This is a genomic window from Aeromonas sp. L_1B5_3, from assembly GCF_963866575.1.
Classification (GTDB): domain Bacteria; phylum Pseudomonadota; class Gammaproteobacteria; order Enterobacterales; family Aeromonadaceae; genus Aeromonas; species Aeromonas jandaei.
In genome coordinates this window covers 69,734-84,905 of the sequence record NZ_CAWMDN010000101.1, presented here as the reverse complement: position 1 = coordinate 84,905, position 15,172 = coordinate 69,734, and the positions used below count along the sequence as shown (strand labels likewise).

Below are 15,172 nucleotides of genomic sequence, written 5' to 3'. Positions count from 1 at the left end.
TCACTGGGTCTTCAACAGGGTTTCTACGTTCTGGCTCATCTTGCCCACTGTCTTGGCAATGAGCTCCTCCTGCATGGTGATCCGCATCAGTGACCACTGCATCTGCATCAAACTGTTGGGGTCATCACCCGGCGTTGCCAGTTCGGCCTGCAGGCTCTGCTTGGCCTCGACAAACTGCTGCTTGATCTCGCCGATTTCGCCAAGCAATGTACCGCCGATCCCCTGAGCGCTGCCGCCCATCGCCTGCTCGAAGGTAGCGATCTGGGCACCGGGAACATCCGCCGCTTTCAGCTCATCCAGGCTGGTCACCACGGCCTGCGCACTTTGTGCTATCTCCATCACTCCTCCAGATCCAGTTTGTGTGCGTGACGCACCAGATTGTTGACCATGCCGTTGTGCGGGATCAGGGTCATCAGTTCGCGTCGGGCCAGCTCGGCCAGATAGTCGTTACCGGACAATGCCCCCTGCCCCCGCAGCTCTGCCATCACCTTGAGCAGCACCGTCTCCCGCCGCGACGAGAGCGGGTCAAACTCCCGCATCAGGGTACGCAGCTCTGGCAAGTCGATGGCCGCCACCACTGGCAGCTGGCGCTCGCCAAAGCGCTCAATCAGCTTGCTCGCAACCGGCTTGAAGAGCAGGTCGGCGACCCCGGCCGTTTTCTCATCCTGCTGATAGACCTGCCAGAGCAGCTCGCGCCGGGTGGCGGGAGAGTGTCCCTCCAGCAGCGCTTCCAGTGGAGTCCCCTCTTTCCAGCGCGTCAGCAGGGCACTGCTCTCCTCTTTGGCCAGCAGCCGCTCAAAATGTTGCCGCTCTGCCGCTGCAGGCGGGGGCAAGCCAGGCGGCGTTACTGCCAGCGGACGGATGCCCTGCTCGTTACCATCGACCTTCATGAGGCAATCTGTTCGCGCATGCCGGCGGCAAACTGCTGCAAGGAGGAGAGCTCGCTCTGCTCAAGCAGGGCCAACCGGCTCTGCAGTGCATCCAGCCGCGTCAGCCGCCATTCGCACAGGGCGAGCCAGGGTTCCAGTTCGGGGGTATCGCACCCTTTGCCCAGCGCCAGAGCCCCCTCGTAATCTCCCCGGTTCATCAGGGAGGAGAGGCGGATCAGGGTGACACACTCGCTCATCTGCGGATCGCTTGCGAGCCAGTCGGCGATAGCGGCGGCCTGCGAGTGACAATGATGACCGGTGCCGGCCACCGCCAGTTCGGCCAGTTGCCGTTTCAGTTGGCGATCCATCGTCACACCTTCTGCAAGATGCCCTGCATCAAATCTTTCATGCTGCGGGTCACGGTAGAGTTGATGTTGTAGATCACCGACCACTTGTTGATTTTGTGCTGCAGCTCGGCCAGCCTGGCGGGGTCATCGGGATTATCTTTAAGTGCGTCAATCGCAGCTTTTACGTCATTGTTGGCATCGTTCGCCTGCTTCTTCAGCGCCTCGGCGACGTTATCCAGGGTATTCCCCGGGTTAAAAATGGGTTCTGCCATATCTTATGCTCCTTTGATCTGCTCAAGTATCTGCATGCCCGCCTCGATGGCGTCCGCTTCCTGTTGCCACTGCCGGTACTGCTGCGGAGATCCCCCGCGCATCAGCTGGCGCTTGACCTCCCCCAGCGCCTGCACCAGCTGCTCCTGCAGCGTGCGGGCGAAGGCGGGATCAGCGCCGGACAGTCGCGTTTCCAAACTGGTCATCATGGCTTTCGCCCCCTTTCAATCTGACGATGTATTGCTGCTTGCCCTTGCTCACCACCACCGCATCGCGCTGGATAGAGAGGATGCGAACTCCGTTGGCTGTCGCCCCTCCGACCGGGTAGCGGCGGTTGTCCGCCAGGGTGACGTAGGGCACCCGACCGAGGGAGACACTGCGCACCTCGAACTCCAGCTCATCCTGACGGGGAGTTCGGCTCTGGTTGATCAGCTCCAGCATGGGGTGAGAGCCGAACTCGCGGCGAAACTGCAGTTGCAATTGCTGAAATTGCGCCAGCCTCGCCTCATCCAGCTGACCTGACAGCTCGATCCGGTCGCGCGATTCACTCACCCGCAGCAAACCGGCCAGTCCCTGCTCCTGCAACATGGCATCGAGTCGCTTGCGGTGGGCACCGGCTACCTGCACCCGGTTTTCGATGCCGAGTAGCCCCGGCACCTCCTGCTTGAGCAGGGATTCAATGCTGTTCCAGCGTTCATCCTGCACACTGATGGCTCCGCTCAAGCGCAGCCAGCCTGGCTCCTTGCCATTGCGGATCTGCAACTGCTCGTGACCGAGTTTTTGCAGGATGAAACCGGCGCCCTGACGCAGATCCTCCATGGTGCGCAGGTCAAGGCGATAGCTGAGCCCCTTGCCATCGAGATACTGCTGCAGGGCGAGGCGGTTGCCGTTCTCATCCACATAACCAGAGAGCAGCCAAAGTTCGGGGTCACTGCTGTTGAGCACCACCTGGCGATAGGCTGGCGCGGTCAGAAAGCGCTTGAGCTCCTGCTCATTGCGAGCGGTATCGCTCTCGCTGCTCCCCTGCCACCAGCCGTGGCCAAGCATCACGACCACCGCCATGACCAGCGACAGGCAGAGGCCAACCAGCCACCACTCGGCACTGCCGGCACGCCGCCGAGGTCGCGCCGGTGCCGCCATGGCAGGCAACGCCTCCAGCTGTTCGGGCAGCAATCGGCTGCTGTCGCAAAAACTCCAGAGCAGGGGGCCAGCCTCCAGCCGAGTACCGGCCATCAGCTGGGCGCCAGCCTCCAGTGCCGCGCCATCCTGAGTTGGCGTGATACCCTCAGCCCACCCCTGCAGGTTGATCCCTTCGGCCGACACCAGCAGCACCAGATGCTCGGCAGCCATCCCCTCGTCCACCAGCACCAGATCGGCCAGCAGCGGATCGGAGCCGATGACCAGACGCCCTTCCGGCAGGGCTACCTCTACCCCGCGGTTAAGCCCGCGATAAACGCGGCACTTCCAGCTCATCGACCAGCTCCGGCCGGAGTCGCCTGCATGCACCAGCTGGCCGCCGGGGTGCATTTTTGATCCTTCGCCATCTCGACCAGACGCCAGCCCAGCTCATTGCCCATCCGGCACTGGGTAAGGGCGGAGCTCTTGCCCCCCTGACGCAGCAGTTTCTGCACATCCCGCGCCGCTGCCAGCGGCTGGCACTGGGCGCCGCCCAGCACCTTGCCAAGGGAGAGACTCTGGTTGGAAATCTCGTCGACACCCAGCACTCCGGCGCGCAGATCCTGGCCATTGCCCAGCGCCAGATAGTGGGCGATACCGTCATCGATCAGACGAGGCTCAATGATAAAGAGCCGCACGGAACGACGGGTCTGGGTCTCCTTGCTGCGAAACAGGGCTCCCAGATAGGGGATGTCGCCGAGGAAAGGCACCTTGCTCAGGTTTTCACTCATCTCGTCGCGGTAGATACCACCGATCAGCAGGCTCTGGCCGTGGCCGACCCGGGCTATGGTGTCCACCACGGTACGGCTGATGGTCGGGATGCCGTCGATGCCGGAGCTGTTTGGCTTCTGATTGCCATCCTCGATATGGAGGCTCAGGCTGATCTCGGGCTTGTCGCCCATCTGGATCACCCGTGGCGTCATCCGCAACATGGTGCCGTAAGTAATGTCTTTCAGTTCTGCCACTCGCTCCCCACTGATCTTGACGTAGTAGGTTTCGCTGTGGTCGATCACCGCCTGGGTATTCTCCTGAGTCAGCAGGGTCGGACGGGAGACCACCTGGGCATTGCCCTCGTTCTCCAGCAGATTGACCCGGGCCAGCAGATAGTCGAGTCCTTTGGAATCCACCAGACTGCCGAGGGCGGCGCCCCCTTCAATGCCCTTGCGATCGCCGGTGGTCTTGATGATCACCTGCTGGTTGGATCCGGTGCGGATCCCCACACGCCAGTCCACCCCGAGCTGGGAGAGATCCTCGGCATTGATGTCGATAATGGAGAGAGCCACTTCGATGCGGGCCGCCGGTTTGTCTAGCGCCGCAATCAACTTGCCGTACATCGCCATCCGCTCCGGCGCATCGCGCACAATCACGGCGTTGAGAGAGGGGTCGGCCTGTACGATGGCCTGACCGGAGGCAACTTGCCCCCCCTTGCTCCCCTCGCCGTTCACCATCTGCACACCCGCATCGGAGAGCAGTCGGGAGAGGATGGTTGCCACGCCGGGGGCATCCACGCTGGTGTCGCGATACTGGATGGAGCGATCGGTGGCTGAGGCATATTTGAGCGGGAAGATCTCGATGGCGAGCGGCCCGGTCTTCTCGCTGCGCAGTTGGGACTGCTGCTCCAGTGCCACCGCCGTCTGCTCGATGAGTTCGAGATAGCGCGGCGGGCCCGAGACATAGACCAGCCGGTTATCGGCATCGGGGCGCCAGCCAAAGCGGGGTTCCCAGATACCGGCACGCTGCAGCGCCTGTTTCAGCTCGGCGGCACCGGTCTGTTCCAGATTGATGAGGCGAGACTGCACTTCGCTGTTCTTGAAGACGTAGAGCACGTTGCCGTCGTAGTACCAGACCAGGTTGTAGAGAGAGGCAAGCTGCTGCAGGAAGGCGAGCGGCTCGTCGTGCTCGAACTGGCCGTTGACCTGATCGTTGACCTTGTCGCTGACGACCACGGAGACCTCATAGTTGGCCCCGAAGTTGACCAGCACATCCCGCAGGCTCTCCCCCTCCGCCACATAGCTGTAGGGCATGGGCACCCAGTCGAGCTCCTGCGCTATCAGCGGACGCTGCCAGGCCATACAGACCAGCACCAGCCAGCAGAGTGGGCGGATCACTCTTTGCACGCTCAAGGGTGCCATATCATCTGTCTCCATTGCGGGGCCAGCACGGCCTCGGTCAGCTGGGGCTCCAGCCGCTCCAGCAGGGTGATGTGCTGGCTAATCCTGAGCTCCAGTTGTGCTTCGTCGAGCCACTCCAGCGCCAACCGGGCTTCCAGCTGCAGGTTGCCCAGCTCATCCAGCACCAGGGCATGCGGGGTGTGACGCCCCCAGGCCACCACCTGTTGCAACAGGCGCTTGAGCAGGGCCGGATCATGGCTCTCCCCCTCACCGTGACGGGTTGAGGTGAGAGGGGTGCTGAGCAGCAACTCGCTCGCTCCGGGGGTCAAAAAGAGGGGATAACCATCGAGTCGCAGATGGTATCTACCCTGTGCGTCGGCAACAAAAGGCCCTTGGCCAAGTTTTGCGGCCAATCGATTCAGTAGCGTTTGCATAGTTCCTCGGGCTATCTAAGGCGCGGGAGGCTGCCAGTAGAAGTGATCCTGAGCGAGGGCGATGCCCCGGCCCGTCAGCCACTCATGCAGTGTGTCACCAGCAGCGGCATCGTCGGGCAGTGCCTGCAGGGCTTGCCAGCAGGTGCCAAGCTCAAGCGGTACCGGCAGCAGCCGCTCAAAGGGGACCTGCTGCCCCTGCTCTGCGTACCAGGCCGGCCAGGCCTGTTGCAACCGCGCTTCACACTGCACCTGCAACTGCGCCAGCTCCTGCTCGCGTTCGCTCACGCTGGCGAGCTGTTCAGCAATCCGGCGCTCGAGGCCGGACGGTACATCGACCACGGTTTGCCAGAAGATAGACTGGGCATGGAGCTGACGGCGCATCAACTGCAGTTGATCAAGCTCATTGAGCCAGGCGCCATACAGCGGCTCCAGACGTTGTACCCACCAGCGGTGAAGGGGATAAAGCACCCAGTGCCACAGCCGCTGCGGATCGGCCAGATTGATGCTATCCCCCAGTTGCTGCAACCAGTCATCACGCTCACTGCCAGCAAGGCGCAGCAGCTGTTGCAGCTCATCACGGGAGACGGCCAGCGCAATATCGAGACGGCGCTGAAACCAGATGGACCCGAGCAGGCGCTCCAGACGGGTTCTTGGCAGCAGACGCTGCAGCAACGCCATCTGCTGGGAGCTGATCACGCCGGCGTCCTGATAACGGAGCACGGACTGTCGTCCCACCAGCTGGGCCAGGTTGAGGCTCTCTGGTTGGACAACGGCAACCCGGCGACCTGCAAAGAGGCCCTGATTGGGTGATGTGTGATCTTGCTGACTCATGCTATGCCTTGCTCATCTTGCTGCGGGCAATTTATGGAATAATGTTTCGGTATGCTGACTATTCTACCCATGGCTCTGCCCTGCGACTTATAAAAAACGTCAGATTATTTTAGTCCGGCGTTAATCTTTGCCATGACGGGCACGGCTCGGGGTACAGCCAAAACGGCGCCGATAACTCTGGGTGAAATAGGACTGGCTGGAGAATCCCGCCTCCATCGCAATATCGACGATGCTCATCTCGCTATTGAGTAATAACTGATGAGCGTAGAGGATCCGCTGTTCGCTGATCCAGGCTCGGGGCGATACGCCATATATTGCGCCAAACAACTCCTTGAATGTGGTTAGCCCCATGCCGAACTCTTTGGCAAATTCGCTGAGCTTCCACTCCATCAGATAATGTTTTTCCATGAACTGCTGCAACCGCTCGACCTGGCGATTGCTCAGCTGGCGCAAAATAGACATCAATTGCGGTCCCTGTTCGCCAAAGGCGAGCAGAAAAAGCAGCTCTTCGGTTCGCAACCGGGCCAATTCGGGAGGATGTTCATGCTCGATCAACCCCTGCAAGCCCTGGATGGACTGGTTGATCAGAGGGGATGCATGAAACGGCAGCAGGCTGGGAGCAATACCCTCAACCCGGCTGACCTCGCTCAGCAGTGAACCGAAACGCTGCAGAAAACCCTGCAAAAAGGAGTTGGAAAGGGGGATCCAGAGCAGGTGACAAGGCTCATCGCCGGTTGCAACCGCATAGCTGCCACGGCGCACGAATATCAATTCGTTGGGGGATAACTCATAGGTATCGGTGCAGTCCTGCCAGCTCATCGCGCCATCCAGGAGAACATATATTCCCTCCTGGCGGTGTTCAATGACGCTGAAAGCAGACATGCACCACTGGAGCAGGGCCATATCGCCCTTCTCTGTGGTTGTAATGCCCTTCATTTTTGTTTTCCTGAATCTGCGTGTATTGCAAGTAGCACCTCGGCAGAAAAAGGCTCCGTCCGGGTGGTTTATTATTGGTGTTTATTTTTCTTAGTTATGAATGTCATCATTAAGCGAAGACCATGAATTTAATCAACACTTAAATCAGAAGAAAATCCTACAACAATCACCAGCATAAAAACCAGCCAAAAATTAGAGTCATGACACTACTGATACAATTGATAACGCATTTATCAGGCCTTTTTCTTACGTCATTAAATAGTTCGTTACAGAAAGAAACGCTGCAACCCAGCTGATAAATTAATAACCAGTTGATTTCCAGCTTGTTTATTAGATACGGCTTATTATTGACACAATGGATAACAAGGGCGTGGCTGCAATGAAATTACCAATGGGCGACTATTTAAAACCTTAAAAACTTTTTGCTGAGCCGTTGCCTGAATCGCGCCATTGCCAATAAACCGCAACCGGGTACGCACATAGAGTTCACCCTCTCCCCACTGCAGAGGCGTCAGCCGCATATCAAAAACCAGAGGCAGCATGGTCAGCTCATAACGGGTTGAGGCTACCTGCAGTGGCCGTCCTTCCATCACGCTCAGAACTGTCACCTCCACGGTGGCAGGGCGAGGTAAATCGGCATTGAGGTGCACCTCCCCTGTCAGGCTCTGCGACACAGGAGGGACAACCGTGGTACTGACACAGCCACCGAGAGTCAGCAGCGCGAGCAAGAGCAGCGTTCTCATAACAACCGGATCCTTCTCTCGGTCAGCGGCTTGTGCTCGCCCTGCTGCAGGCGATCCAGCATCTGCTCCTGCGCTCTGCTCAGCGCAAGAGTGCGGCGCAATGCCGCCGCCAGCGGCACAGGTTCAACCAACGCATCACGGCCGCTCACGGCCCTACCGGCAAAGCAACCCGTCGCAGAGCGTTCTGCCGCAGATGCCAGCTGGCTGGCGCTCGATTCCTGGATCTTCATGGTCACACCCGTACTCCCATCACCTCGTCACTCTTGCTGAGCGGGCCAGGTCGTGGCTGCAGCAGCTCCTGCCAGAATTCGGCGTGCTCCAGCATGCTGGCCAGACTCTCTTCAAGCTGGGTCAGGGTCAGCCGCGAGGCCGACATCTGGCGGTAGAGTTGCACCGTCAGGCTCTCTTCATCGAAACCAAAGTGGAGATTGAACTGATACCAGTTGCGGTTGAAGCTGGCCAACTGGCGAAAGATCCCCTCACCCACCTGATGCAATTCGGCCACATCGACCTGCATCACCAGGTGATCCCGTTCGGGCACCAGAATGAGAGAGAGCTGCAAGTGCTCGTCAAAACAGAGTGCTGCCACCCCCTCCCGGTTCAGGGTCAGGGAGGGCAAACCATATTTGGTGGCAAACTCGGCGAGCAGCCGATTGATGATGACAGTGGCGTCCATGATTTCCTCCAGCAGAGAGGAGAGGATGGTAGCTCGCCATCCCGATGGCGGCTGTCACTCAGAGGCGGCTCTTTTAAGAAAAGTGGTCGGCACACGAAAAAGGCGCCCGTCGGGCGCCTTGCTGCCTGCTCGCGTCAAGCAACCCCGAAGGCTGCCTTGAGCGTCTGGTTGAGGGTCTGGGAGTACTGCTGCATCAGCTGCAGCACATCCTTCATGAAGTTGGCATTGAAGGCCATGTTGTCTTCAATCTTCTGCTTCTCGGTCTGGCTGATGGTCGCCTTGACTTCATCTTCCTTGGCCGTCGCCTGACTCTCGCCCTGGGCAACCTGCACCGCCGAGTTGCTCATCTGCCCGATGGACTGGATCACGGTACTGGCAATCTGTTGTCGGCTGTTATTGGTCTCAAACGATTTGTTCAGCGTATTGATGGCTGCTTCGTCGCTCTTGATCCTTGCCGTCAGTTCTTGTCCCGCGTCCCCCATCTCGAGGCCAGCAGACTTCTTCATATCCCCTATCTGCTTCAGCTCCTGCTGGCGCCCGGCGATATTGGCATTAAGCGCCTTGTCCTGCTTGATCGCCTTGGCAGACTTGTTCAGAGAGAGTCCTCCCGTAATGGCCGAAAAACCGGCCATTACACCGGATACCACCGCCATGACGATCATCAGCTTGGCGCCGCTGCGCATCTCGGCGACCTGCGCTTTCTGGCTGTCGATCACCTGCTGGTTCTCCATGTCGCGCTGGGTCAGTCCCATCTGGCGCGCCAGACGAGCGAGCTGGAAGAGCTGCGACATCAGGTCGAGAGTATCGTTGAGCACCGCACGGGCCTGTTCCAGCTTGGCACCGTCCAGCCGCTGGGTCGGGGCCGGCAACTCGGGGCCGCCCTGACGCTTGACCTCACTGCCGGAGGTGATGCCGCCGGCCGCATGGGTCGTTTCACGATTGCCTGCCGCAAGGGGCTGCTCGACCCCTTCGCTAAACAGGGCATTGGCACGGATCGGATTGAAGGTGCTGTCGTTAATGTTCATAGATCCATCTCCTTATATGGCGGCCGGTCTGCGGGCGAGATTGCTCATCATCTCGCCCCTTGCGCTGATCATCTCGAAGATCATCTCCATGGTCTGCTGGAACGCCTCCATGATCTGTGAGATAGCCTCCTTGAGCTTGTCGATCACCGCCTGCAACTGGGTCATCTCGCTCTTGCTCTGTTGCAAATCGGCCTGCGCATAAAGCGCAGCAGACTCTTTGGATGACTGAACCGATTTGGTCACCCCTCCGCTCACATCGAGCAACACGTCAGTGCCCTGGGTGCCCATCTTCATCACCTTGGCCGTATTGCCTGTCAGTTTCATCGCCTCGACCGACCCCTTGGCCGCAAATCGACCAGCCAGATCACCCACTTTGGTCACCAGCTTGGCGCTCATCTCCGCAGCCGTCCCGCCAATCTTCGCCCCCACCTTGGTAATGAGGCTACCGATGGAGGAACCGAAGCTGGCCACCATGGAGATGACGGCAAGGGCTATTTCGATCCCCATCAGAGCGGGCCCCAGCTTCTCCATCACCTCCTTGGAGATCAGGCCTGCTTCGGCGGCATGCTGCACTGCCATATTGACCATGCCGACCACGCCGGCGGCGATCATCAGGGCGCCAGCGGCAGCACCCACCCCGGTCGCCACCATGATGGCGCCGATAACCACAGATGCGATGGCGCTGAGCCAGCCAAAAATCTTGCCGAAGATGCCCGCTTTCTTGGCCTCCTTGGCACTCTCCTCAGCCTCTTTGATCTTCTCCTGGTTCTCGCCAATCTTCTTCTCGTTCAATTCACGAGCGCGCTTGATATCGTCGAGCTTCAGCTTGGTCTGGGTCCGCTCCAGATCGCTGGTGAGCTTGCCCAGCTCAATCTCGAAGGCGGCCGGCGAGGTAAAGGCCGCAGTCACCAGAGCGCCGACGCGGGGCAGCAGCTTGCCGCTGTTCTCCACGGTCTCGCGAACCAGCCGGCTGATCTCTGCCAGCACTTTCTGGCCGGGACGATTATTGCTGGCCGCCAGCGGAGGAGTCAGAGCGACACCGGCTGTACGGGCTGCACCGCTCGCCTGCGTAACCGCGGCATCGAGCCGGGTTTCACTGCGCGGCTCGGCAGCTGGCTGCAAGCCAGCTACATTACCGATGTTTCCCAGCGGGGAAACGCTTCTTTCATTGCTGATCGGGTTCATCTTGCTGATCCCTTCTGATTGCGATGGCTTCCAACATGACCTTGGCGCTTGCCGCCAGATCAGCCAGCTGCGGGTCACTGCCCGCCAGCAGGTGGGCCGAGTGGAAGCCACTCTCGGCCCCTGTCAAATCCCCCTGTTGCAACCGGCACTCGGCTGCATGAAACGGGAAACGGGGATCTTTCAAATCGAGCATGGCGCCGAAGCTGTAGCTCTGAACTGCCGTTTCGTACTCACCCATCGCCTGACGGCAGGCACCGAGCCCGAGGAAGTAACGCGGCTCGTAGTGATCCAGCATGCAGAGGGCCTGAAAAATCTTGTGGGCATCTTGCCACTTGCCTGACTGGTACTGCCCGAATGCCAGCGCATAGAGCTGCTCCAGGGTATCGCCGGAGATATCCTTCAACATGGCGATGGTGCCGCCATCGGCAAGGAAGGACTCCAGTTCGGCTTCATACTCCGGGGTCAGGGTGGTGTCGGTCTGCATGTAATCTCCTTAAATGGCGGCAAGAATGTCGCGCATGATGCTGTCGTATTTCTGGATAAAACGGTTGAGGGCTTCGATGGCCGAGTTGTAGCGGGAGCTGACATCGTTGAGCCGGGTGGTCTTCTCGCTCACCTGATCGTTGAGCGGACGTGAGCGGTCACTCACGCTGGTGGCAAAGTTGCCCAGCTTGTTGTTGTCCTTGTCGTACTTGTACTCGTTCTCGACCCCTGCCATCGACCCACTCTGCTTCTTGTCGCTCTCGAGGAATGTCTTGACCGACACATGACCGGAGGCGTCCTTGGGCATCTGATCCAGCAGCTTGAACTCGGGGCCCTCGCGGAACTTGGCGTCGTTCTCATAGCCATAAAGCTTGTAATCCATCAGATTGAAATCTGTCTTGAAGGTCTGGCTGGATGAGGAAGAGAGCGCCTTGTTGATCTCTGACTGGATAACCCCGTAGATCTTCAGCTCGGCGGTGAGCGCCTTGAGCTCTTCGTTGATACCGGTACGCTTGTTGTTCTGGGTAAACATCACCCAGGTGAAGGCGTCGATGACCTCCTGATCGATACGATCATCGGTATAGCGACTGATCTGCGCCACGACATCGGGGAGCGCCAGCGGTAGCACTAGGGTGCCGACTTGCTTGCTGACCTCATCGAGCACGTCATCGTTGCTCAGGTAGCGGGCAACCAGCCTCTCCAGTTGTGCCCGGGTCAGCCTGGTCGAATCCTCCTTGCTGATGGAGACGTTGTCTTTCAGCTTGTCGACCAGTGCCCGCTGTTTTGCATTGAGGGTGCCTGACTCGCTGGTTAGCCACTGATCAATCTGGATATGATTTTTGTTGCGGGTGTAATCAGAGATAATGCTCATCACGTCTCCTTAAATCATCAGTCCACGCATCATGGTGGGGCGCCGGCTCTTGCGGCTCTCCCCCTGCTGTTCCGGCAACATCGCCTGCCTGCGGCGAAACTCTGCAAGCAACTCCTGTTCGGCCACGGCGACCTGTTCGCCAGGTGCATTGAACAGCAGCTGGCAGGTCTGCTCCGAGAGCGCCAGGCCGGCCAGCATCTCCTGCAGCAGGGCATTGCGCTGCTCGCTGTCGGCGATGGCCTGTTCGGCTCGCTCGATCACATCGCTGTGGTGGGCAAAACGGGGTTGTTTCATCATGGCTCCTATTCTATGAGGCCCTTTTGGGCATGCCTGTCACGCAAGGCCGTCCTTTTGTCGTTTTCGCATCTCGCGCAGGGAGCAGACCTGCTCGGCCGCAAGCGCAAACCAGCCGGGTTCGGCTTCGCTGGCACCGGTCCAGTGGCGATAGAAGCGGCCCAGCCGCTCAGCGCTGAGGGAGCTGCCACGAAACACATCGACGTTGCCGTAGAGCTCGTAACCCGCTCCCAGCACCGCCAACGTCGCCTCAGCCAGCAGGTAGAGGGCGGCAAACGAGTTGGCAAGGCCATCCCGCTCGCCCTGACGGCGCACCAGCAGGATCCAGACCCGGCGCGTGTCGCTATCGACCCGCCAGGCGAGAGAGATGTGGCGATAGTGCAGGGCATAGCCGAGCTGGATCGGGGTCGCCCCCAGATGGTGAGGAGTCACTGTCACGCCGCGGGCCTGCAGCCAGGGGATGAGCGGATCGCCGTTCACAGGCAGACCCTGCCAAGCGGCTGGATATTGATCTGCTGGGTCAGCTCCTGATAGGAGAGCACCGGCAGGGCGTGGTAATCCCCCTCGATGAGCTTGCGAACATAGCGGCGGATATCCATGGAGACGATGAGCACCGGCTTGTTCTGCATCCGGGCCAGATCCCCCACTGTGTGGCGCACCTGATCAAGGAAGCCCTGGGTCACGGCGGGGTCGAGGGCAAGATAGCTGCCGGCGCTGGTCTGGCGAATGCCACCGCGGATCTGCTCCTCCACCTGCTGATCGAGCAGATAGGCGGGCAGGATGTTGTTGCCGTTGGCGTACTTGTAGCAGATGTAGCGCTTGAGGCTGCTGCGGATGTACTCGGTGAGCTGCACCACATCCTTCTCCTTCTGGCCCCACTCCACCATGGCCTCGAGAATGGCGCGCATGTTGCGGATCGAGATATCCTCCCCCACCAGCCGCTGCAGGATCTCGGTCATCCGTTGCAGCGGAATGATCCGTTGCGCCTCCTTCACCAGCTCGCCATAGCTCCCCTCCATCTGCTCCAGCAGATAGCGGGTCTCCTGAATGCCGATGAAGTCCTCGGCGTATTCGCGCAGCACATGGGAGAGGTGCCAGGTCATCACCTGATCCGGGGTGAGCGCGGCAAGGCGCGAGGTGTCGAGCCGAGCCTGATGTTCGCTGGCCACCCAAAGCGTGGGCTGCCCCGGCAACAGCGGCGTTCCCTCCTCGTAGGCGAGTCCCAGCAGATCGAGCTGAGAGGCGCTCTCCTGCACCAGCAGATGGCCCGGCCGCAACTGGCCGCGGGCCACTGGCACCTCCTGCAGCTGGATCAGGTATTCGCCCGCCCCCATCCCCTCGTTGAAACGCAGGTGAATGCCCGGGAACGGCACCCCGAGATCGAGATAGAGGGCACGGCGCACCCGTACCAACTCATCGTTGAGGGCGATGGCCTCCAGCTCGGCCTGCAGGGCGGCATCCACATCGATCAGGAGAGGCACCGTCATGGCAAACTCCTCCTTTTCACCCAGCTTGCCACGCGGTTTGCTGCCCGCCTTCGGCTTGCTGCGGGCGGCAGGGGCACCGGCCCCCTGTGCCAGCATGGTGGGCAGATCCTGGCTCTGCTGACTCTGCGCCTTGCGCTGGCGCAGGCCGATAAAGTAGCCCCCCGCCGTCACCACGGCGGCCAGCGAGAAGAAGGTGATCATGGGGAAGCCCGGGATCAGGCCAAACAGCACCAGCAACAGGCCGCCGATCAGCATCGCCTTGGGCTGGGCCACCACTTGGGCACCGATATCGGAACCGAGATCGGAGGACTCTTCGGACGACACCCGGGTCACGATAATGCCCGCGGTGATGGCGATCAGCAGGGCCGGCACCTGGGAGACCATGCCATCCCCCACCGTCAGGATGGAGTAGAGCTGCAGCGCATCGGCCGCCGACAACCCCTTCTGGGTCACCCCTATGGTGACCCCGCCGAGGATGTTGACGAAGATGATGATGAGGCCCGCGATGGCGTCCCCCTTCACGAACTTCATGGCGCCATCCATGGAGCCGAACATCTGGCTCTCCTTCTCGATGACACTGCGCCGCTCGCGCGCCTCGTTGACATCGATCACCCCGGCGCGCATGTCGCCATCGATGCTCATCTGTTTACCGGGCATGGCATCGAGCGAGAAGCGGGCACTTACCTCTGCCACCCGCTCCGAGCCCTTGGTGATGACCAGAAACTGGACGATGGTGATGATGAGGAAGATGACGATCCCCACCACCAGATTGCCCCCCACCACGAAGTTGCCGAAGGTGTAGACGATCTGTCCCGCATCGGCCTGCAGCAGGATCATCCGGGTGGTGCTCACCGAGAGGGCAAGCCGGAACAGGGTGGTGATGAGCAGCACCGCCGGGAAGGCGGAGAACTGCAGCGGCGAGTTGATATAGACCGCCATCATCAGCAGCACCACCGAGATGGTCATGTTGATGGCGATAAGAATATCGAGGGCCACCGGTGGCAGCGGCAACACCATCATGAAGACGATGGCCAGCAGCAGCACCGCCAGCATGATGTCCTTGCGCTCGCCAATCCGGCGCAGCAGCTCAAGGGAGCGTTGGTTCATTCTGCTCTTCCAGTTCGAGATATTGTTGATAGGCGAAACGGGCTTCATCCAGCCTGCCTGCCAGCTGGCAGGCGCGGCTGCGGCAGAGCCAGAGCGGGCCATCAGCCTCTCCTTCTGCCATCAGTAGGTCGGTATGACCGAGCGCCTCTTCGCCAACCCCCTGCCTGAGCAGGGCCACCAGCAGAGTGCGGCGGGCCGCCTGATTGGCGGGGTGGAGCTGCAACAACGCCACCAGCAGGGTGCTGGCACGATCAGGATGACCATACTGCAGGTGCAGCCAGCCGGTGAGCAGCAGCGCATCCTGCTGCTGTGACGAGAGGATCATGG

At 60.2% G+C, this 15,172-nt stretch carries 20 protein-coding genes and 1 pseudogene; all 21 read right to left on the bottom strand.

Features of this window, described 5'->3' with window-relative positions:
* The 21 genes and pseudogenes from sctI to ascY all read right to left on the bottom strand — a co-directional run bounded on the left by sctI (position 1) and on the right by ascY (position 15,170).
* Positions 1 to 339 carry a type III secretion system inner rod subunit SctI gene (gene sctI / locus AACR93_RS08050; protein WP_033113156.1) on the bottom strand — a complete coding sequence of 113 codons (339 nt, stop codon included), beginning with the start codon at positions 337 to 339 and terminating at the stop codon, positions 1 to 3.
* Complete coding sequence (locus AACR93_RS08045; RefSeq protein WP_043850420.1) at positions 339 to 890, bottom strand: YopR family T3SS polymerization control protein; 552 nt, start codon at positions 888 to 890, stop codon at positions 339 to 341. The genes sctI and AACR93_RS08045 overlap by 1 nt, the downstream gene beginning before the upstream one ends.
* Positions 887 to 1,237, bottom strand: coding sequence for a YscG family type III secretion system chaperone (locus AACR93_RS08040; protein ID WP_043850419.1), 351 nt, complete (start codon positions 1,235 to 1,237; stop codon positions 887 to 889). The genes AACR93_RS08045 and AACR93_RS08040 overlap by 4 nt, the downstream gene beginning before the upstream one ends.
* A 2-nt stretch (positions 1,238 to 1,239) precedes the next feature.
* The gene (gene sctF / locus AACR93_RS08035) at positions 1,240 to 1,488 is read right to left on the bottom strand and encodes a type III secretion system needle filament subunit SctF (protein ID WP_042031485.1); all 249 of its coding nucleotides are present in this window, start codon (positions 1,486 to 1,488) and stop codon (positions 1,240 to 1,242) included.
* Between the two features lie 3 nt (positions 1,489 to 1,491).
* Entirely contained in the window at positions 1,492 to 1,695 is a 204-nt protein-coding gene (locus AACR93_RS08030; RefSeq protein ID WP_043850418.1) for an EscE/YscE/SsaE family type III secretion system needle protein co-chaperone, read from the bottom strand.
* Positions 1,658 to 2,959 (bottom strand): type III secretion system inner membrane ring subunit SctD, encoded by a 1,302-nt coding sequence (sctD, locus tag AACR93_RS08025; RefSeq protein WP_043850435.1) that lies wholly within the window; start codon positions 2,957 to 2,959, stop codon positions 1,658 to 1,660. Before sctD ends, AACR93_RS08030 begins: the two co-directional genes overlap by 38 nt.
* Complete coding sequence (gene sctC / locus AACR93_RS08020) at positions 2,956 to 4,809, bottom strand: type III secretion system outer membrane ring subunit SctC (RefSeq protein WP_197077942.1); 1,854 nt, start codon at positions 4,807 to 4,809, stop codon at positions 2,956 to 2,958. Before sctC ends, sctD begins: the two co-directional genes overlap by 4 nt.
* Entirely contained in the window at positions 4,782 to 5,207 is a 426-nt protein-coding gene (locus AACR93_RS08015; RefSeq protein ID WP_043850416.1) for a YscB family type III secretion system chaperone, read from the bottom strand. The genes sctC and AACR93_RS08015 overlap by 28 nt, the downstream gene beginning before the upstream one ends.
* Positions 5,208 to 5,222: 15 nt before the next feature.
* A complete protein-coding gene (locus AACR93_RS08010; RefSeq protein ID WP_043850415.1) occupies positions 5,223 to 6,038 on the bottom strand; it encodes a T3SS regulon anti-activator ExsD domain-containing protein in 816 nt (271 codons plus the stop codon).
* Positions 6,039 to 6,158: 120 nt separating this feature from the next.
* The gene (locus tag AACR93_RS08005) at positions 6,159 to 6,974 is read right to left on the bottom strand and encodes a helix-turn-helix transcriptional regulator (protein WP_042031490.1); all 816 of its coding nucleotides are present in this window, start codon (positions 6,972 to 6,974) and stop codon (positions 6,159 to 6,161) included.
* Between the two features lie 344 nt (positions 6,975 to 7,318).
* Positions 7,319 to 7,717 (bottom strand): YscW family type III secretion system pilotin, encoded by a 399-nt coding sequence (locus AACR93_RS08000; protein WP_041208846.1) that lies wholly within the window; start codon positions 7,715 to 7,717, stop codon positions 7,319 to 7,321.
* The gene (locus AACR93_RS07995; protein WP_033113166.1) at positions 7,714 to 7,947 is read right to left on the bottom strand and encodes a T3SS regulon translocated regulator ExsE family protein; all 234 of its coding nucleotides are present in this window, start codon (positions 7,945 to 7,947) and stop codon (positions 7,714 to 7,716) included. The genes AACR93_RS08000 and AACR93_RS07995 overlap by 4 nt, the downstream gene beginning before the upstream one ends.
* A gap of 2 nt (positions 7,948 to 7,949) precedes the next feature.
* Positions 7,950 to 8,393: a type III secretion system chaperone gene (locus AACR93_RS07990; protein ID WP_043850414.1), complete on the bottom strand. Its 444-nt coding sequence runs from the start codon at positions 8,391 to 8,393 to the stop codon at positions 7,950 to 7,952.
* 134 nt (positions 8,394 to 8,527) lie between these two features.
* A complete protein-coding gene (locus AACR93_RS07985; RefSeq protein ID WP_043850413.1) occupies positions 8,528 to 9,418 on the bottom strand; it encodes a YopD family type III secretion system translocon subunit in 891 nt (296 codons plus the stop codon).
* Positions 9,419 to 9,430: 12 nt separating this feature from the next.
* Complete coding sequence (gene aopB / locus AACR93_RS07980) at positions 9,431 to 10,603, bottom strand: type III secretion system translocon subunit AopB (RefSeq protein WP_043850412.1); 1,173 nt, start codon at positions 10,601 to 10,603, stop codon at positions 9,431 to 9,433.
* The gene (locus tag AACR93_RS07975) at positions 10,584 to 11,087 is read right to left on the bottom strand and encodes a SycD/LcrH family type III secretion system chaperone (protein WP_043850411.1); all 504 of its coding nucleotides are present in this window, start codon (positions 11,085 to 11,087) and stop codon (positions 10,584 to 10,586) included. Before AACR93_RS07975 ends, aopB begins: the two co-directional genes overlap by 20 nt.
* 9 nt (positions 11,088 to 11,096) lie before the next feature.
* Positions 11,097 to 11,669: pseudogene (locus AACR93_RS07970) on the bottom strand (virulence-associated V antigen); the annotation flags it as partial.
* 297 nt (positions 11,670 to 11,966) lie between these two features.
* Positions 11,967 to 12,251 carry a type III secretion protein gene (locus AACR93_RS07965; protein ID WP_041208852.1) on the bottom strand — a complete coding sequence of 95 codons (285 nt, stop codon included), beginning with the start codon at positions 12,249 to 12,251 and terminating at the stop codon, positions 11,967 to 11,969.
* Between the two features lie 39 nt (positions 12,252 to 12,290).
* Entirely contained in the window at positions 12,291 to 12,731 is a 441-nt protein-coding gene (locus AACR93_RS07960) for an LcrR family type III secretion system chaperone (RefSeq protein WP_043850409.1), read from the bottom strand.
* Positions 12,728 to 14,893 carry a SctV family type III secretion system export apparatus subunit AscV gene (ascV, locus tag AACR93_RS07955; RefSeq protein WP_269429847.1) on the bottom strand — a complete coding sequence of 722 codons (2,166 nt, stop codon included), beginning with the start codon at positions 14,891 to 14,893 and terminating at the stop codon, positions 12,728 to 12,730. The genes AACR93_RS07960 and ascV overlap by 4 nt, the downstream gene beginning before the upstream one ends.
* Positions 14,826 to 15,170 carry a type III secretion system chaperone AscY gene (ascY, locus tag AACR93_RS07950; RefSeq protein ID WP_043850407.1) on the bottom strand — a complete coding sequence of 115 codons (345 nt, stop codon included), beginning with the start codon at positions 15,168 to 15,170 and terminating at the stop codon, positions 14,826 to 14,828. The genes ascV and ascY overlap by 68 nt, the downstream gene beginning before the upstream one ends.
* Between the last annotated feature and the right edge of the window lie 2 nt (positions 15,171 to 15,172).